The following is an 18,849-nucleotide window of genomic DNA, read 5'->3' as shown; positions in this document are numbered from 1 at the left end:
CCCGGCACACCGACCGCTGAAGAGCGCTGGGGATCGGAACGATGGTGGGGTGTGGGCGTGGGGTGGCTCGCTTCGCGTTGCCGGGGCCCGGAGCGAAGCGGAGGGAGGTGCCGGAGCGGAGCGGAGGGGAGCTGCCGGGTGGCCGTTTTTGTTGTGTCGCAAGAAAAAGGCGCCCTTCCGGCGGTGGGGAGGGGCGCCTTTTTCAGTGCTTGCTTACTCGAAGGCCCTGGTGATCAGCGCCTTCTGCTCGACCTCGTGCACCTTGCCGGAACCGGCGCTCGGGGCGGCCATCGGGCGGCGGGCGACGACGTCGAGGCCCGCGAGCAGCTCCGGGAACTTCCGGGGCAGGTGCAGCCCGAAGAACGGCCACCCGCCCTGGTTTTCCGGCTCCTCCTGCACCCACGCGACCTGCTTGGCGTTGGTGTACCGCTCGAGCGCGGCGCGCAGCTTCTTGATCGGCAGCGGGTAGTACTGCTCGATCCGGACGATGGCCACGTCGTCGGCCTCGCGCTTGGCGCGTTCGGCGACCAGCTCCCAGTAGAGCTTGCCCGACGTGAGCAGCACCTTCCGCACCTTGCCGGGGTCGATGTCCTTGTCATCGAAGACCGACATGAACTTCGACTGACCCGTGAAGTCCTCGACGGCCGACGTGGCGGCCTTGTTCCGCAGCATCGACTTCGGCGTGAAGACCACCATCGGACGGCGAATTCCGTCGAGCGCGTGCCTGCGCAGCAGGTGGAAGTAGTTCGCCGGGGTGGAGGGCACCGCCACGGTCATCGAGCCCTCGGCGCACAGCTGCAGGAAGCGCTCGATGCGGCCGGAGGTGTGGTCCGGGCCCTGGCCTTCGTGACCGTGCGGCAGCAGCAGCACGACGTCCGAGAGCTGGCCCCACTTGGCTTCACCGGACGAGATGTACTCGTCGATCACCGTCTGGGCGCCGTTGACGAAGTCACCGAACTGGGCTTCCCACAGCACGAGCGCGTTCGAGTTCGCGACCGAGTAGCCGTACTCGAAACCGACCGCCGCGTACTCCGACAGCGCCGAGTCGTAGATCATGACCCGGCCCTGGCCCTCGGCCAGGTTCTGCAGCGGGGCGTACTCCTTGCCGTTCTTGCGGTCGATCAGCACCGAGTGCCGCTGCGTGAACGTGCCACGGCGGGAGTCCTGGCCGGACAGCCGCACAAGGCGGCCTTCCAGCGCGAGCGAACCGAAGGCGAGCAGCTCACCGAAGGCCCAGTCGATACCGCCCTCGCGGGCCATCTTCGCGCGGCGCTCCAGCACCGGCTTGACGCGCGGGTGCGGGTTGAAGCCCTCCGGGACGTTCAGGAACGCGTCACCGATGCGCTCGATCACGTCGCGGGAAACGGCGGTCGGGACCTTCGCCGGGATGGGCTGCTCCTCCTCGACCGACGGGCTCGCCTTGGCTGGGTGCTTCTCCAGCTCCCGCACCTCGTTGAACACGTGCTCGAGCTGGCTGGAGAAGTCGCGCAGGGCGGCCTCGGCCTCTTCGACCGTGATGTCGCCGCGGCCGATGAGGGCCTCGGTGTACGTCTTCCGGACCGAGCGCTTCGTGTCGATGATGTCGTACATCGCCGGCTGCGTCATCGAAGGGTCGTCGCCCTCGTTGTGGCCGCGGCGGCGGTAGCAGATCATGTCGATCACGACGTCCTTGTTGAACGCCTGGCGGTAGTCGACCGCGAGCTTCGCGACCCAGTGCGCCGCCTCGGGGTCGTCCCCGTTCACGTGGAAGATCGGCGCGCCGATCATCTTCGCGACGTCGGTGGCGTACTGCGAGGAACGCGAGTGCTCCGGCGCGGTGGTGAAACCGACCTGGTTGTTGACGATCAGGTGCACCGAACCACCGGTGCGGTACCCGCGCAGCAGCGCCAGGTTCAGCGTCTCCGCCACGACACCCTGACCGGCGAAGGCCGCGTCACCGTGCATCAGGACCGGCAGGACCGTGAAGCCCTTGCCGTCCTGGTCGCCCTTGTCGAGGATGTCCTGCTTGGCGCGCACGATGCCCTCGAGCACCGGGTCGACCGTCTCCAGGTGCGACGGGTTGGACGCCAGCGACACCTTCGTCTCGCCGTCGCCGAACATGCGGAAGTACTTGCCCTCCGCGCCGAGGTGGTACTTCACGTCACCGGAACCGTGCGCCTGGCCCGGGTCGAGGTTGCCCTCGAACTCGCGGAAGATCTGCGAGATCGGCTTGCCCACGATGTTCGCCAGCACGTTCAGGCGGCCGCGGTGCGGCATCCCGATGACGACCTCGTCGAGCTCGTGCTCGGCTGCCTTGTCCAGCACGGTGTCCAGCAGCGGGATCACCGTCTCGCCGCCTTCGAGCGAGAACCGCTTCTGGCCGACGTACTTGGTCTGCAGGAAGGTCTCGAACGCCTCGGCGGCGTTCAGCTTCGACAGCACGTACTTCTGCACCGCGGGGTCCGGCTTCGCGTGCGGCAGCTCGACGCGCTCCTGGATCCACCGGCGCTCCTCCGGGTCCAGGATGTGCGCGTACTCGATGCCGACCGTGCGGCAGTAGGAGTCCCGCAGCACGCCGAGGATGTCGCGCAGCTTCATCCGCTCCTGGCCCGCGAAGCCGCCGACGGCGAACTCGCGGTCGAGGTCCCACAGGGTCAGCCCGTGCGAGAGGACGTCGAGGTCCTCGTGGCGGCGCTGGCGGTAGTTCAGCGGGTCGGTGTCGGCCATCAGGTGGCCGCGCATCCGGTACGCGTCGATCAGCTCGATGACGCGGGCCGTCTTGTCGACCGCGCCGGCCGGGATGTCCTCGACCCAGCGGACCGGCTCGTAGGGCAGCCGCAGCGACGTGAAGATGTCGTCGTAGAAGCCGTCCTCGCCGAGCAGGAACTGGTGGATGCGCTTGAGGAACTCGCCCGACTCCGCGCCCTGGATGATGCGGTGGTCGTAGGTGGAGGTCAGCGTCATGATCTTGCTGACGCCCAGGTCGACGAGCGCCTTTTCGCTGGTGCCCTCGAAATGCGCCGGGTACTGCATCGCGCCGACACCGATGATCGCGCCCTGCCCGGACTGCAGCCGCGGCACCGAGTGGTTGGTGCCGATGCCGCCCGGGTTGGTCAGCGAGATGGTGGTGCCCGCGAAGTCGTCCGCGGTGAGCTTGTTGTTGCGCGCCTTCTTGACGATGTCCTCGTAGGCCTGCCAGAACTGGAGGAACGTCATGTTCTCCGTGTTCTTGATGGAGGCGACCACGAGGGTGCGGTTGCCGTCCTTGCCCTTCATGTCGATGGCGAGGCCGATGTTGACGTGCTCCGGCGTGACCGCGAACGGCTTCCCGTCGATCAGCTGGTAGTGCCGGTTCATGTTGGGGAAGTCCTGCAGCGCGCGCACCATCGCGTAGCCGATGAGGTGCGTGAACGAGATCTTCCCGCCGCGGGTCCGCTTGAGGTGGTTGTTGATGACGATGCGGTTGTCCGCCATCAGCTTCGCGGGCACGGCGCGCACGCTCGTCGCCGTCGGGACGCTCAGCGAGGCGTCCATGTTCTTCGCGATCGCCGCGGCGGCGCCGCGCAGCTGCTTCGTCTCTTCGTCGGACTTCGCGGCGGCCGCGGTGGCGGCCGGCTTCGCGGCGGCGGGCTGCGGCTTCTTGGCCGGGGCCGGCGCGGCGGCAGCGGGCTTCGCCGCGGGCTTGGCGGGGGCCTGGCCGTTGCCCGCAGGCTTCGGGGCGGCGGCCGGCTTCTCGGGGGGCGGGGCCGTGCTGCCCGTGTCCGGCTTGGTCTCCGCCGTCTGCGTCGGCTTGAAGTCGGAGAAGAAGTCATGCCATGCGGCATCTACTGAGGAGGGGTCGGCGAGGAACTGGTCGTACATTTCCTCGACGAGCCACTCGTTGGGGCCGAACTGTGACGCAGGGCTGCTGCTGGACACGGCAGGGACTCGCCTCTATCCATCTCGATCTTGTTGTCCGCTGATGCGCCTACCAGGCTAACCCCCCGCCGTTCCGCGTTGTGATCGAAGTGGTGCATCTCCGTCGCACCTGGGTTTGGCGTTGCTCACTTGAACGATGCAGGGTTCGATCAGGAGGCAATATCCCCGGTCGGACGCGGTGGGGAGCACGCGCGAAGGCACCTTGTCGGGATTCAGGAAAACGTGCCGGAAACGGCGGGAACGACGACACAGTCGGCGCATCCCGGCCACCCCGGCGAAGGATTTCCCGCCCCGCACGGAAAGCCGCCGGCGGCGGCCGTCCCGGCACCGCGGGTGACGAGGAACACCAGGCGTCTCGTGTCGCGGTCCAGACCTATGCCCGCGGCCGGATTTCCGCAGGTAACCTGGTCTTTCGGAGGTGCCGGATGGAGCTGGTGGCGGAGCTGCGTGCCGTCGTGCCCGTGGACAGGGTCCTCGACGACCCGGACGTCATCGAGGGGTATCTGCAGGACCACGCGGAGTGGGCGGAGTACGCGCGGGCCGCCGCGGTCGTGCGGCCGCGCAGTACCGCGGAGGTACAGGCCGTGGTGCGGGTCGCCGCGGAGCGCCGGGTCCCGATCGTGCCGCGCGGCGCGGGCACCGGGCTTTCCGGCGGCGCCAATGCCGTCGAGGGCTGCATCGTGCTCTCGTTCGAGTCGATGGCCGAGGTGCTGGAGATCAACGAGGCCGAGCGGTACGCGGTCGTGCGACCCGGGATCGTGAACGACGACCTGCGCGCGATCTGCGCCGAGCGGGGGCTCTGGTATCCGCCGGACCCGGCGAGCGCGCCGTGGTCGACCATCGGCGGGAACGTGGCCACCAACGCGGGCGGGCTGTGCTGCGTGAAGTACGGCGTGACGCGGGACTACGTGCTGGCGCTGGAAGTGGTCAACGGCCGCGGCGACGTCGTCCGGCTGGGCCGCCGCACCGCGAAAGGCGTTGCGGGGTACGACCTTTGTGGGTTGATGGTCGGCTCCGAGGGCACGCTGGGGATCATCACGGAGATCACCGTCCGGCTGCGTCCGACGCGGCCGCCGGAGCGCACCATCGCGGGCTACTTCGACTCGGTGGTCGCCGCGGGGGAGGCGGTGAGCGCGGTTTCGGCGTCCGGGGTGATCCCGTCGGCGCTGGAGCTGGTGGACAGGCACTGCCTGGAGGCGGTGGACGCGTGGAAGAACATGGGCCTGTCCACCGAGGCGAACGTCGTGCTGCTGGGCCGGGTCGACACGCCGGGCCATGCGGGCGAGGCCGAGGCGCGGACGGTGCTGCGCTGCTTCGAGGAAGCCGGGGCGACGTGGGCGGCGGTCTCGTCGGACGAGCAGGAGGCCGAAGCCCTCTTCGACGCGCGCCGGCTGGCGTACCCGGCGCTGGAACGGCTCGGCCCGGTGCTCACCGAGGACGTCTGCGTGCCCAAGGCGCTGGTGCCGGAAATGCTGGCACGCATCGAAAAGACGGCCGCCGCGCACGACACGCTGATCGCCAACATCGCGCACGCCGGCGACGGGAACCTGCACCCGCTGCTGATCACCCCGATCGGTGACGAGGACGCGAAGCTGCGGGCGCAGGCGGCGTTCGAGGACATCATCGCGGACGCGATCGAGCTGGGCGGCACGGTCACCGGTGAGCACGGCATCGGCCTGCTCAAGCGCGGCGGCCTGCGGCGCGAGGTGAGCCAGGGCGTGCTCGAAATGCACCGCGCGATCAAGACGGCGCTCGACCCGCTCGGGATCCTCAACCCCGGCAAGGTTTTCAGCTGACGCGGTAGCGCAGCAGCGCGGCGGCTCCCTTCTGGGTGACCGAATCGAGCCGCAGTTCGGCGGGCTTGGCGAACAGCTGCTGTCCTGCGCCGAGCACGGTGGGGAACACCATGAGGCGGTACTCGTCGACGAGGCCCTCGTCGGCGAGCGCGTGCACCACGCTGACGCTGCCGGTGACGATCACGTCCTGCTCCGCCTTGCGTCCGCGGACGGCGGTGCCGAGGTCGCCCTCGAGCAGTGACGAGTTCTCCCACCCGTCGACGCCCGTCAGCGACCGCGAAGCCACCAGCTTCGGGATGGCGTTCATCTTCGCCGCGAACTCGCCTTCGCGGCCCGGCCAGATCTTGGCGAACAGCTCCCAGGTCCGGCGGCCGAGCAGCATGACGCCGGTGTCCAGCAGCGACCCGAGCTCGAACTTGTCGCCCGCCACCGCTTCCGGGCCGTGCCGGAACGCCCACCCGCCACCGGCGGTCGCCCCGGACCCGTCCGGGTCCTCGATGACGCCGTCCAGCGTGACGAACTCGATGACGATCAGCCTGCTCATGGCGGACTCCCTCGGTCGGTTGTTTGCTCGCACAGGTACATACCGGCGCCGGGGCGAAAACTCATCGGTCGACGCGGGGGCGCATCCCGGTGCCGGGATCCTTTCCCCGCCACGGATGCCCGGCATGTCCCGCACCGGCTGGCGAGTGCGAGCCGTTCTAGTGACCGGCTCCCGTCCGCCACAGTTCGGCGTAGTGTCCGTCCGCCGCGAGTAGTTCCGCGTGCGTGCCCTGTTCGACGACGCGGCCGTGGTCGAGCACCACGATCCGGTCGGCGCGGGCGGCCGTGGCGAGCCTGTGCGCCACCACGAAAGTCGTGCGGCGGCGGGCCAGGTTCTCGGTCGCCTGCAGCACGGCCGCTTCGGTGGACGGGTCGAGCGCTGCCGTCGCCTCGTCCAGCAGCAGCACGTCCGGGTTCACCAGCTCCGCCCGCGCGAGCGCGACCAGCTGCCGTTGCCCGGCCGACAGCGCTTTCCCGCGCTCGCCCACTTGCTGGCGGAAGCCCGCGGACAACGCGGCGACCCCGTCGAGCGCGCCGACCGCGCGCACGGCCGTCTCCACCTCCGCGTCGCTCGCCGAGGGTTTGCCGTAGCGCACGTTGTCCGCGACGGTGCCGGAGAACAGGTGCGCCTCCTGCGGTACCACACCCATCCGGTGTCGTAGCCCCGGCAGGTCGTAGTCGCGCACGTCGACCCCGTCGATGGAGACCTCGCCGCCGGTCGCGTCGTAGAAGCGCGCGACGAGCTTCACCGCCGTCGACTTGCCGGCACCGGTCGCGCCGACCAGCGCGACCGTCTCGCCCGGCACCACCTTGAGCGAAATATCCGACAGGGCAGGGGAATCCGTGCCCGGATACGAGAAGTCGACGGCGTCGAACCCGACCTCGCCGTCGAGGCTGTCCGGCACCGCGACCGGTTTCGCGGGCGGCGGCACCGACGTCGGCGTGCGCAGCAGGTCGCCGATGCGGCTCAGGCCGACCTTCGCCTGCTGGTACCCGTCGAACACCGAGGACAGCTGCTGGATCGGGGAGAAGAACAGGTTGAGATACAACAGGAACGCCAGCAGCACACCGATCGGCAGCGTGCCGGCCGCCACCCTGTTCGCGCCCGCCACCAGCACGATCGCCTCGGCGACGCCGGAAAGCATTGTCACGAAAGGAAAGTACGTGGCCACGTAGCGCTGGGCGCGCAGCCGTGAACGCCGGTAGGCGTCGCTGCGTTCGGCGAACACCTCCGCTGAACGCTCCTCCCGGCTGTACGCCTGCGCCACCCGGAGCCCGCTCACGTTCTCCTGCATGTCGGCGTTGACCACGCTGACCCGCTCACGTGCCTCGGTGTACGCCGCCGTGGCCAGCCGCCGGAAGATCACCGTCGCCACGATCAGGATCGGCAGCACCGAAAGCGCATACAGGGCAAGGGAAACGTCGGTGAACAACAGCGCGGCGGAAATACCGAGCAGGGTCAGCGCGCTGATCACCGCCTGCGCCACCCCGGTCTGCAGGAACGTGGACAGCGCGTCCACGTCGGTGGTCATCCGGGTCATGATCTTCCCGGACAGCTCGCGCTCGTAGTAGTCGAGGCCGAGCCGCTGCAGATGCGCGTAACTGCGTACCCGCAACGAATACAGCACCGTTTCGCCCGCACGCGCGGTCATCTTCGTCTGCGCCCAGATCGCGAACCAGTCCAGCGTGATCACCACGGCACCGATGCCGGCGCACAGCCAGATGACCCACTCCACGCCAGGCCGGACGCCGTGGTCCACACCCTGCTGGTACAGGTTCGGCAGCATGATCGATGCCGCCGCGTCCAGCCCCACCAGCAGGATCACGCCGGTGAGCAGCGCGCGCACGGGGTTCAGCAGCTTGCCGAGCCGGAACCCGGGATCGGGCGCGGTGACGTCCTCCTTCGCCTCCGGGGTGTCCGTGGCCGGCGGCAGTTTCCGCACGCCTTCGAGGAGTTCCTCCGTCGGCGGCGCGTCGAAGGCGCCCCGCATCCCGCCCATCCCGGGGGCCGCGTCCGAGCTGCGCTGGGTGGTGGCTCCGGCCAGCTCGTCCTGTTCCGCTTCCGCCGGCCACAGCTCCGCCGTGACCCCGCTTTCCGGCTGCACTTCGCAGTCGCAGTGGTGCGTCTGCTCGACCCCTTCGCCGGGCCCGGACACGAGTTCCCGGAACAGCTGGCAGCGTTCCTCCAGCTCCGCCGTGGTGCCGACGTCGACGACGCGGCCCGCGTCGAGCACCGCGATCCGGTCCGCCAGCGCGAGCGTGGACCGCCGGTGCGCGATGAGCAGCGTGGTGCGGGTGGCCGTGACAGCACGCAGGGTGTCGTGGATCGCGGCCTCGGTGACCGTGTCGACCGCCGAGGTGGCGTCGTCCAGGATCAGCACGCGCGGGTCGGTGATCAGGGCGCGGGCGAGGCCGAGCCGCTGCCGCTGGCCACCGGACAACGTCAGCCCGCGTTCGCCCACTTCGGTGGCATAGCCCTCGGGCAGCCGCATGATGAAGTCGTGCGCTTCGGCGGCTTTCGCGGCGGCGATGACCTCCTCGTCGCTGGCGTCCGGGCGGCCGTAGGCGATGTTGTCCCGCACCGACGCGGAGAACAGGAACGCCTCCTCGAACACGACGCCGATCGCCTTGCGCAGCTCCGCGAGCTTCACCTCGCGGATGTCGCGGTCTCCGATGTGGACGGACCCCGAGTGCACGTCGTAGAAACGGGGCAGCAGCAACGAGATCGTGGATTTGCCGGAGCCGGCCGTGCCCACCAGCGCGAGTGTCTCGCCCGGTTTCGCCTCCAGCGAAAGCCCGTCCAGCACGGGTTCCGAGCGCGTGTACCCGAAGCGCACGTCGTCGAGCCGGATGCCGAGCGGGCCCGCGGGCAGCGGCCGCGCGTCGGGCGCGTCACGGACTTCGGGCTGGGCGTCGATCAGCTCGTACACCCTGTCCGCGCCCGCGCGCGTCAGCTGCGCCTGCACGACGAGGGCCGACATCATCCGCGCCGGGCCGATCAGGCCGGACACGTAGCTCGCGAAGGCGAGGAAGGTGCCGAGGCTGATTGCGCCGTGCAGCGCGAGAACACCACCGAAGGCGAGCACAGCGACCTGCCCGGCCGCGGGCAGCGCCGACGTTGTCGCCGACGGGACCGCCGAGAGACGCGCGGCGCGAAGCCGTTCCGCGAAGAGCCTTCGCGCGGTCTTTTCCAAGCGCGAGACTTCGCGCGCTTCTTGGCCGAAGCCCTTGACCACGCGCACACCGGTGACGGTCTCTTCGACGTGCTGCGCCAGATCCGCGGCGCGCTGCTGCGCCGACCATGTTGCCGGGAAGAGCCGTTTACGCGCGGCGCCAGCCACGATCGCCACCGCCGGCACGACGATGAGCGCGATCAGCGTCAGCGCCGGGGACATCCACAGCATCGCCGCCAGCGAGAACAGCGCGAAGATCACCGAACCTGCGGACAGCGGCACCACCATCAGCAGCGACACCACCAGCTGCAGATCGGTGATCGCGCGCGACACGACCTGCCCGGTGCGCAGCGAGTCCTGTTTGCCACCGTCCAAACGCGACACCGCGCCGAACACCGAGCGGCGCAGATCGTGCTGCACGTCCAGCGCCAGCCTGCCGCCGACATACCGCCGCACGAACGCCGTCGCGAACATGAGCACCTGCACACCGACCAGCGCGCCTGCCAGCAGGCCGAGCTGCGCGGTGTGCCCGCCCACAGCGTCGTCGACCGCGACCTTCACCAGCAGTGGGCTCGCCGCTTGGAAGCCCACGCTGATGACGGCCGCGGTCAACGACAGCACTACGAGCGCGGGGTGCCGCCAGCAGGCGGCGAAGAGTCTGGAAATCCAGCCGGTCTTGGCGGACGTGGTGGGAGCAGTGGTCACACAGTCCAGGCTATGCGCGTCCGCCGCGACCGGCTCACGTGATGTCGCGGCGCTGGTTGGCTGCCCAGCCGGCGCCGAAGAACACCATCGTCCAGAGGAAGAAGATCAGCGCCGAAGCCCACCACGAGAACGCGCCCGGCGCGCCCGCGACGTACTGCAGCACCCACAGGGTCTCGTCGCTGACGCCCGCCGGTACCTCGACCCCGGCCGCGCCGAACGCCTGTGCCCCGATCGCGCCGACGATCCCGTTCATGGTGCCGTTCGGCAGGACACCACCCAGCCAAGGCACGTCCCACAGGCCGTAGAAGAGCAGGATCAGCACGTTCTCGATCACCAGAAGGTAGATCGCCAGCGTGACCACGCTGCCGACCACGCTGTTCCAGACCGCGCCGACACCGATGCCGAACAGCGTCGCCAGGATCCCGGCCAGCACGCTCGCCCCGACGACGCCCAGCCACTGGCCCGAGGTCGGGAGGCGGCTGCTGTCCACCGTCATCGCGATGCCAAGGCTCGACACGGCGGCGAGCACGATGCCGTAGATCGCGCCCCACACGACGTAGGTGATCATCTTCGCGCCCAGCACCGACACCCGGTTGGGCGCGGTGAGGAACGTGGTGGTGATCGTCTTCTTGCTGTACTCACCGGCCAGCGCGAACACGCCGAAGATCACCGGGAACGTCAGCCCGATGTTGATCCCGTGCCCGATCGCCAGCAGCCCCATCGGCAGCTCGCCGATCTGGATGCCGAGCCCGTTCGCGATGGCTTGCGACTCGTCCCCGTCCAGGACGTCGCCGACCGAGTTGGCGAACGCGCCCCAGCCCGCGGCGAAGCCCAGTGCGAGTAGCACCGCCGGGATCATCAGTGCCCACCAGAGCTTCGTGGTGAGCGTCTTGCGGAACTCCGCGACAAGCAGCCTGCCCATCAGCGCTGACCTCCCCAACCCTGCTGCTGCCCCGGCTGCTGATATCCACCGGGAGGCGTGCCGTACGGCTGTTGTTGTTGATACGGCTGTTGTTGTTGCTGGTACGGCTGCTGCGGCGGCTGCCCCCAGCCACCACCACCCGGCGGCGGCTGCTGCTGGTACTGCTGCGGCGCGCCGTTGTGCTGGCCGGTCAACTGGAAGAAGAGCCGCTCGAGATCCGCGCGGTCCTCTTCGATCCCGTACACCGCGAGGCCCGACTTCGCGACCAGGTCACCGACCTGCTGCCGCGTCACGCCCATGACCGCCACCCGGCCGTCCGGCGTCGGCTCCACCTGCGAGTAACCCGCCTGCTGCAAGGCTTTGACGAGCGCACCCGGATCGGCGGCCTGGATCAGCACCCGGCTTTGCTGGCCGCCACGCAGCTGTTCGAGCGAGCCGTAGTAACGGGTCACACCGTTGGCGATGATCACCACGTTGTCGATGGTCTGCTCCACCTCGGACAACAGGTGCGAAGACACCAGGACGGTACGACCCTCGCGGGCGTAGGCGCGCAGGAAGTTGCGCAGCCACAGGATGCCCTCCGGGTCAAGACCGTTCGCGGGCTCGTCCAGCACCAGCACCTGCGGGTTGCCCAGCAAGGCTGTCGCCAGCGCCAGCCGCTGCCGCATCCCGAGCGAAAACCCGCCCGGCCGCCGGTTCGCCGCACTCGACAACCCGACCAGCGCCAGCACCTCGTCCGCACGCTGATCCGGCATCCCGATCGCCGCCGCGTACACCCGCAGATGGTTCCGCGCCGTCCGCTTCGGATGGAACCCCTCGTTCTCCAGCACCGCGCCCACGACCCGCGCCGGATTGCCCAGCTTGTCGTAAGGCAGGCCGCTGATCGTCGCCTGCCCCGCGGTCGGAGTCACCAGCCCCAGCGCCATCCGCAGCGTGGTCGTCTTGCCCGCGCCGTTCGGCCCGAGGAACCCGGTGACCGAGCCCGGCTCCACCACGAAACTCAGATTCTGCACGGCGGCCACCGGCCCGAACGTCTTACTCAAGTTCTGCACGACGATGCGTCCGCTGCCGTCGTTTTGCATACTTCCCCCTCCGTAGTTCCGGCGAATGGGTGAACTCGGCGCAGGCGACATACTGCCCTATCCGCCCAGTAACCGGGGGCAGCGGGGCGAAGGTCACTCTCCGTCGCTGAATCACCAGTTCAGTCAACGGTCCGTGAAGAAGTATTTCGACCAAAACCGGGGCCCCATGCAGCGAACTAGCTACTTACCGCCTAAGCTAGTTCCTGGCGGCCCGCTCCCAGTGACCCCCAGGCTGGTTGAGCGGGCCGCCCCTGTTCGCGCGTCCTTCGGACTGGCGCTTCCCGGGAGGCGCTCAACTTCGCTTCCTTCTTGGGGGTCGGACCCCCAAACCCCCGCCAGGGGGCAAGCCCCCTGGACCCCCATCACCTGGCTCGGCTTCGCCATTGCACGGCACCCATCGGGGTGGCCATCGTGGTGACCACCTTTGGTGGTCGTCCGGCGGCGGGCAACGGGGGTGGGGAACAAACCCCCCACAACCACGAACCCTTGTGGATCGGGCCGGGAGAGGGGTGCACAAAGCGCGGCCACGCGCGTCCGTTGCTGCCGCAGCAGAACCAGCACACCAAGGCGACCAGCACCTAAGGCGACCAGCACCCAAACCGGCCAGCCTTCAAAAGAGCCATCGGTCCAAAGCGGTCAGAACCCCATCCCCGGCACCGATATCCCCAGGCCGATCGAACTCGAACCAAGGGCCCGCCGTCGGGACACCATGGACGGTCCGCCCACGGGACACCAGATCCTGCAACAAACCCGTCGTGTCCTGACGTCTGTTCAACCGGACCGCGGCGTGCAGCGCGGCGAGCAACATCTGCCAGCCTGCCGGTTCGAGCTTCAGCAGACCCAGGTACTGGCCTTCCACCTCGCCGGCCGAACTCGCCGTGCCGCCGATTTCCGCCACCGTCCCGTCCGGGCCGAGCCGGAAGGATTCGGCGTCCTCCAACGGATTCTCGAACCGCGCCGACCACTGCGCGAGCCAGTCCGGGTCGTAGGCCACCACGACCTCGCCCGGATGCCGCGCCAGGGCGCGCGCCGTCGCGGGCGGGAAAACGATATCTCCATAGCTCACGACCACCGGACCGGAACTGAGCCAGTCGTCCGCACAGGCAAGGGAACCGACCATCGTGGAACTCGCCCAAGCCGGATTGTGGAACCGCCGCACTGGCTGCCCCGCGAAAGCCTCCGCACGCCAGCCCGTCACCACCGCCACATCCTCGACACCCGCCTGCCGCAGCGCGGCCAGCTGACGATCCAACAGCGAATGCCCGGCCAGCTCCAGCAAAGCCTTCGGCCGGTCGGCGGTGCGGGCCCCCATCCGGCTGCCCCGGCCCGCGGACAGGATCACTGCCCTCATCCCGCGAGCGCCTCCTCGAACAAGGCGACGTCCGCGGACTCCGGGACCACTGTCCGTTCGGGATGCCACATGATCCCGGTCAGCGGCGCCACCCGGTGCCGGACGGCTTCGACGACCGGGCCGTGCCGGGCGGTCACCTCGAACTCCGGCGGCGCGCTCAACGCCGACCAGTCGTGATAACTGTTCACGACCCGGCCGCCGTGTACTCCGCTCAGCGCGTGCGTCGTCGCGGTGTGACCCGCCACGCGCCGCAACTCGACCCCGAACGCGTGCAACACCACCTGCATCCCACGGCACACGGCGACGACCGGGAAAGCGTTGTCCGTCGCGAACCGCAACAGCTCCCGCTCCAGCTCGTCGCGCGCCGGCCAGACGCCGATGCCTTCGCCGCCGGTGAGCACCAGGCCGCTACAGCCGGTGCGCCGCAACGTCCGCACTGCGAGCCCGGGATCGAGCGGCAAGGGCACCCCGACCAGATCGCAGGCGGCGAGAAAACGGGCCCACCGGACATCGAGCGCGAGACGGACTTCGCCGTGCGCGCAGGCCATCACCCGCTGCGTGATCGCGACGACGCGCGTCACGTCGCTTCCCGGCGTGGCGCCACCCAGCCCACTGTCAGATACGGCACCAGCACAGGGCTCTGCTCACTGGCTTCGACCAGCCCCTGGATCCCGTCGACGAGCTCGTCGAACAACGGGCCCGCCTGCCGCCGCAAAGTGCCGTGCGAACGCCAAGCGGCGATCCAGTCCTTCGGGCGCACCCGGTGCCAGACCTGGGCGGACACCGGTTCCGCCGGCCCGAACAGGCCGCTCGCGTCGATCACCGGCGCCTGGTCCTCGCGGCGCGAACCGTAGTCGTACTCCGGGATGCGGCTGCGGATCAGGCATTCGATCTCCGTCTGCAGCGGGTCGGACAGATCGCGGTGGTTCCACACGCACGCGATGTGCCCGCGCGGTCCGACGAGCCGTGCCGCCTCCCGCAACGCAGCCTCGCGGTCCATGGTGTTGAAGGAGGAGCCGTATGTGACGAGGTCGTAGGCGCCGGTGGCCAGCCCGGTTTCCTCGCCGGTGCCGGTGAACCAGCGCACCTCGCCGAGGTGCGCGGTGCGGCGCCTGCCGATCGACGCCATCGCCGCGTTGGGCTCCACCGCGTCGACGAGGCAGCCGCGGGCGGCGAGGTCGAGCGTGAGATGCCCGGTGCCCGCGCCGAGGTCCGCGACCGAGGGCCGCGGCCGGTCCGGCAGCGCGACGATCCGGTCCACCGCCGCGTCCGCGTACCGGGGACGCAGTGAATACGTCTCGGCCAGTTCCGTGTAGTCCCATCGGGTTTTCATCACCACATGCCTTTCCGCGCGCAGAACTCGTACAGCTCGGCCGCCGCTTGCCCGGCGGTCGTGCTCCCGTGGTTGTGGATGTGCAGATCGGGGGCGACCGGGAATTCCGCGTCCACGCCGAGGCCGACGATTTCGGTGCCGCCGCGGTAGATGCCCTTCGGGTCGCGGCCGCGCAGTTCGGTCAGCGGCACGTCGAGGAACACTTCGACGTAACGGGGCAGGTGCTCGCGGTTCCAGTCGTGGATCTCGTGCTGCAACGAGATGGTCGCGCAGACGACGATGTGCCCCTGCACGCACAGCATCCGGCACAGTCGCGCGTACGTCGCGGCGAGCCGTCGCCGGTTCTCGCCGCTGAAACCCGTTGTGCCCAAGGCGGATCGCAGCTCGTCGCCGTCGAGCAGGATCGGCCGGCGACCCTCGTCGCGCAGTCTGCCCGCGAGTGCGCCCGCCACGCTCGACTTTCCCGCGCCGGAGAGCCCGGTGATCCACACGACCGGCCCGGCGCTCACGCGGCCCCCGTCTCACGGATCCGGACCCCGGCGCCCGCGCTCGGCCGGACGAGTTTGCTCGCGGCGTCCACTTCGAGCACGTCCGCGTACAGCAGCCGGGTGAACTGCGCCTCGCCGACCCCGATCGCGGCCGGGATGCCCAGTTCCAGCGCGCGGATCGCCATATGCGAGTTCGCCCCGCCGAAAGCGGTGATCAGCCCGCGGATGCCGCGGGTGAAGATCCAGTCGTAGCCGGGATCGGCGGCGGAGATCATCGCTACGCAGCCCGCCGGGTCGTCGCCCGCGGACACGTCCGCGACCGGCGCGATGACCCGGCCCTGGGTGACGAAGTTGGCCTCGTCGGCCATGGTCGCGAAGGAGACCAGCTCGTCCGGATCGGACAAAACCACTGGGGCGCAAAGGGTTTCGGTGATCTCATGCCGGTATCGGGCGCTTTCGATGGCCGCACGCAGCGCTGCCTTGTCCCGCTGGTGGTCGCCGGTGAGCCCGCACAAATCCTCGACGCGCGTGTACGACATGTCGTCCGGGGTGAACCCGAGCCATTCACCCGCGCGCTTGGCGTCGACCAGGATTTCGCTCACCACACGGGAAAACTGGAGCTTGCTGTACTCGCGCGCCGCCACGCTCTGCACGATGAAGCGGAGCAGTTCGTGCGCGGTGCCGGGCAGTCGGTGCTCGGCCATGAGCCGGCGGAGTTCGCGCATCTGCCCGATGCCCGGCAGGAATCCCGGCGAGTGCGCGCCGTTCGCGGCCGGCCGCGACCAGTCGAAGTAACGGGCGGGGTCTTCGTCGTAGCGCGGCGACAGGATGTCGTACGTGCCGGGGCGCAGATGTCCGTACCGGCGCAGGAAAGCGCTGCGGCTCAGCTCGGCGAAATCCCGCTGCAGCGCGGCGCTGGCCACCTGCGAACTGCTCAGCAGCGCGTCCCCGTCCTCCGGCGAAAGCACGCCGAGTTCGACCAGGCTGCGCACCACGCTCGTCGCGGCGAAGGCGGCGCGCGCGATGCCGGAGAACGGCAGCGTCCCGGCGCGCTTGCAGAGGTGCACGAGCGCGCTGATCCGCTTGGGGCGGAACGTTTCCGGCCGGTGCAGTGGCAGGCGGCGGAGCTGCTCGATCTCGCCGAGGTCGCGCCGGTACGGGCCGATCTCGCTCATCATCCGGGTCGTGACGTTCCGCAGCGAGTGCACGAGTTCCGTCGACTCGGCGCGGGAAAGCACCCCGTCGCGCACCAGTTCGGCGGCGCGCTCGGCGATGGTGAAGTGGTACGACGAGAGCGCGATCGTGAACTCGACCTTGTCGTGCAGGTGCGGGTTTTGCCGCAGCTTCCGCACATAGCCGGTGACCAGCCGCTCCGCGGTGTCATCCGGGACCGAAGCCGGTACCAGCGAACTGAAGCTGGCGCGGGTGTCGATGTAGGGCAGGCCGTGCAGGTCGATCAGCAGCGGCGCGCCGCGCAGATCCCGGTATCCGTAGCGGTGCCGGGACTCCGCCCACACCTCGTCGGTGATCAGGGTGCGGTACAAGGAAAGCGCGAGCGGGCGCGGCCGGATCCCGATCATCTCCGCGGGATTCCAGTCCGGCATCACGCCGAACACCGTTTCGGGCCCGAGCGCGGGCGTCTGCGCCTGCCACAGCCGGTGCAGCCGCCGGCGGCATTCCGCGACGGCATCCCGGTGGCGAACCCGCGGAACGGGTTTTCCCGGTTTCGCCAGTAATCGCATCTGGAACAGCACGAGCGTCCCGTCGGCGGCGACCCCGAATTCGAATTCGAAGGGCCGCCTGCTCAGACTTTCCAGTTCCCGCACCAGTTCCGGGATCCGGGCCAGCCACGGCACGGGCGGATGCGCCGCGCCGTCGAGGAAGTACCACGTGCGCACGGTGGCGCGGCCCGAGGTGACCGCCGTCGTGTCCGGGCCGTCGGCCCAGTTGACCACCCGGTAGGGCGCGCCACAGCTCGGTTCGCACGAGGACACGACCCCGCTGGCGAGCGAGTCCGCCAGCTGCGGTTGCACGAAAACCTGGTTGTTGGGAAGGAAAACATCGTAGGACGCGACCACCCTGCCAATCGCCGCGACGAGCTCGTCCTGGCCGCGAACGTCCGTTTCGGACAGATAGCGGCCCGCGTTGGAGAAGGCGGACTGGTCCTCGTCGCGCCCGCTGCTGCGAACCACGAGCGGGTCGCCCGACCACGGCCTGCCGCGGATCTCCGCCAGCACGGTGCCGGGATCGTGTTGCCATTCGGCCACCGTGAAGGAAACCAGTGGCAGCACGACAGCCGAACTGACCAGAGCCGAAAGGCGCGCGAGCGTTTCCGATTTCGTGCCGAACTCGAATGCCCGCGCGCCGTCCATTTTCCCGCGCATCAAGGAAAGTTAACCCGGCGTTCAGCCCTTCAGGTAGATGCGTCTTCAACCACGGAAGGGGTCAGAGCACGTCGGCGATCGGCCGGTGTGGCAACGAATGCGCGGCCGCGACCGGCTCGTTGGTCAACTCGCCTTCATGGGTGTTCAGTCCCTTGGCGAGCGACGCGTCCGCGCGCAGCGCGGCCTGCCAGCCGCGGTCGGCGAGCTGCGCCGCGTACGGCAGCGTGACGTTGGTCAGGCCGTAGGTGGAGGTGCGCGGCACCGCGCCCGGCATGTTGGCCACGCAGTAGAAAACGGACTCGTGCACCACGTACGTCGGGTCGTCGTGCGTGGTCGGCCGCGAGTCGGCGAAGCAGCCGCCCTGGTCGATCGCGATGTCGACGAGCACACTGCCCGGCTTCATCCGCGCGACCAGTTCGTTCGACACCAGCTTCGGCGCCCGCGCGCCCGGCACCAGCACGGCGCCGACGACCAGATCCGCTTCCAGCACAGCCTGTTCCACCGCGAAGGCGTTCGACGTGACCGTGCGGATCCGCCCGCCGAAGTCGTGGTCGATCTGCCGCAGCCGGTCGACGTTCGTGTCCAGGATCTCCACGTCCGAGCCGAGGCCGAGCGCCACCCGCGCGGCGTTCAGCCCCGCCACACCGCCGCCGATCACCACCACGCGTGCCGGGTGCACGCCCGGAATTCCGCCGGGCAGCACGCCACGCCCGCCGCTGGGCTTCATCAGCGCGTACGCCCCGACCTGCGGCGCGAGCCGCCCGGCGACCTCGGACATCGGCGCGAGCAAGGGCAGCGCTCCGCTGGGCTGTTGCACCGTTTCGTAGGCGATCGCCGTGGTGCCCGCGGCCAGCAGGGCCTCGGTCAGCGCGCGGTCGGCCGCCAGGTGCAGGTAGGTGAACAGGACCTGCCCCGACCGCAGGCGGGGGTACTCCTCGGCGATGGGCTCCTTGACCTTGAGCACCAGTTCGCCCTCGGCCCACGTCGCGTCCGCGGTCGCGAGTACCTTCGCGCCGGCCGCGGCGTACTCGTCGTCGGTGATGGCGGAACCGGCACCCGCGCCGGTCTCGATGAAGACCTGGTGCCCGTGCTGGGTCAGCTCGTGGACCCCGGCCGGGGTCAGCGCGACCCGGTATTCGTGCTTCTTGATCTCTCGGGGGACGGCGATTCGCAAG

General features: G+C 69.5%; 12 protein-coding genes. 1 reads left to right on the top strand and 11 read right to left on the bottom strand.

What is annotated here, in order from left to right; all coding sequences use genetic code 11:
- Positions 1-213: 213 nt before the first annotated feature.
- Positions 214-3,897, bottom strand: coding sequence for a multifunctional oxoglutarate decarboxylase/oxoglutarate dehydrogenase thiamine pyrophosphate-binding subunit/dihydrolipoyllysine-residue succinyltransferase subunit (locus FPZ12_RS28885; RefSeq protein WP_150980548.1), 3,684 nt, complete (start codon positions 3,895-3,897; stop codon positions 214-216).
- Positions 3,898-4,322: 425 nt separating this feature from the next.
- On the opposite strand from FPZ12_RS28885, the gene FPZ12_RS28880 reads away from it, so the two are divergent.
- Positions 4,323-5,693, top strand: a complete 1,371-nt coding sequence (locus FPZ12_RS28880) for an FAD-binding oxidoreductase (RefSeq protein ID WP_144761527.1) — start codon at positions 4,323-4,325, stop codon at positions 5,691-5,693.
- Here the strand turns inward: FPZ12_RS28880 and FPZ12_RS28875 are convergent.
- The 10 genes from FPZ12_RS28875 to ald form a co-directional block, all read right to left on the bottom strand.
- Positions 5,686-6,237, bottom strand: a complete 552-nt coding sequence (locus FPZ12_RS28875; protein ID WP_144761530.1) for a dihydrofolate reductase family protein — start codon at positions 6,235-6,237, stop codon at positions 5,686-5,688. The genes FPZ12_RS28880 and FPZ12_RS28875 overlap by 8 nt on opposite strands.
- Before the next feature lie 157 nt (positions 6,238-6,394).
- Entirely contained in the window at positions 6,395-10,114 is a 3,720-nt protein-coding gene (locus FPZ12_RS28870; RefSeq protein WP_243770081.1) for an ABC transporter ATP-binding protein, read from the bottom strand.
- Positions 10,115-10,148: 34 nt separating this feature from the next.
- Positions 10,149-11,036, bottom strand: a complete 888-nt coding sequence (locus FPZ12_RS28865; protein ID WP_144761533.1) for an ABC transporter permease subunit — start codon at positions 11,034-11,036, stop codon at positions 10,149-10,151.
- Positions 11,036-12,118 carry an ABC transporter ATP-binding protein gene (locus tag FPZ12_RS28860; RefSeq protein WP_144761536.1) on the bottom strand — a complete coding sequence of 361 codons (1,083 nt, stop codon included), beginning with the start codon at positions 12,116-12,118 and terminating at the stop codon, positions 11,036-11,038. The genes FPZ12_RS28865 and FPZ12_RS28860 overlap by 1 nt, the downstream gene beginning before the upstream one ends.
- A 610-nt stretch (positions 12,119-12,728) precedes the next feature.
- The gene (locus tag FPZ12_RS28855) at positions 12,729-13,469 is read right to left on the bottom strand and encodes a phosphocholine cytidylyltransferase family protein (RefSeq protein WP_144751068.1); all 741 of its coding nucleotides are present in this window, start codon (positions 13,467-13,469) and stop codon (positions 12,729-12,731) included.
- A complete protein-coding gene (locus FPZ12_RS28850; protein ID WP_144751066.1) occupies positions 13,466-14,050 on the bottom strand; it encodes a gamma-glutamyl-gamma-aminobutyrate hydrolase family protein in 585 nt (194 codons plus the stop codon). The genes FPZ12_RS28855 and FPZ12_RS28850 overlap by 4 nt, the downstream gene beginning before the upstream one ends.
- Positions 14,047-14,802 (bottom strand): class I SAM-dependent methyltransferase, encoded by a 756-nt coding sequence (locus FPZ12_RS28845; RefSeq protein ID WP_144751064.1) that lies wholly within the window; start codon positions 14,800-14,802, stop codon positions 14,047-14,049. The genes FPZ12_RS28850 and FPZ12_RS28845 overlap by 4 nt, the downstream gene beginning before the upstream one ends.
- Complete coding sequence (locus FPZ12_RS28840) at positions 14,802-15,311, bottom strand: adenylyl-sulfate kinase (protein ID WP_144751062.1); 510 nt, start codon at positions 15,309-15,311, stop codon at positions 14,802-14,804. Before FPZ12_RS28840 ends, FPZ12_RS28845 begins: the two co-directional genes overlap by 1 nt.
- Complete coding sequence (locus tag FPZ12_RS28835; RefSeq protein WP_144751060.1) at positions 15,308-17,674, bottom strand: PEP-utilizing enzyme; 2,367 nt, start codon at positions 17,672-17,674, stop codon at positions 15,308-15,310. Before FPZ12_RS28835 ends, FPZ12_RS28840 begins: the two co-directional genes overlap by 4 nt.
- Before the next feature lie 61 nt (positions 17,675-17,735).
- Positions 17,736-18,848: an alanine dehydrogenase gene (gene ald / locus FPZ12_RS28830; protein WP_144751058.1), complete on the bottom strand. Its 1,113-nt coding sequence runs from the start codon at positions 18,846-18,848 to the stop codon at positions 17,736-17,738.
- Position 18,849: the final 1 nt, after the last annotated feature.

The sequence above is a fragment of the Amycolatopsis acidicola genome (assembly GCF_007713735.2).
Taxonomy (GTDB): Bacteria; Actinomycetota; Actinomycetes; order Mycobacteriales; family Pseudonocardiaceae; genus Amycolatopsis_E; species Amycolatopsis_E acidicola.
This window is presented reverse-complemented; position numbering and strand designations above follow the sequence as displayed.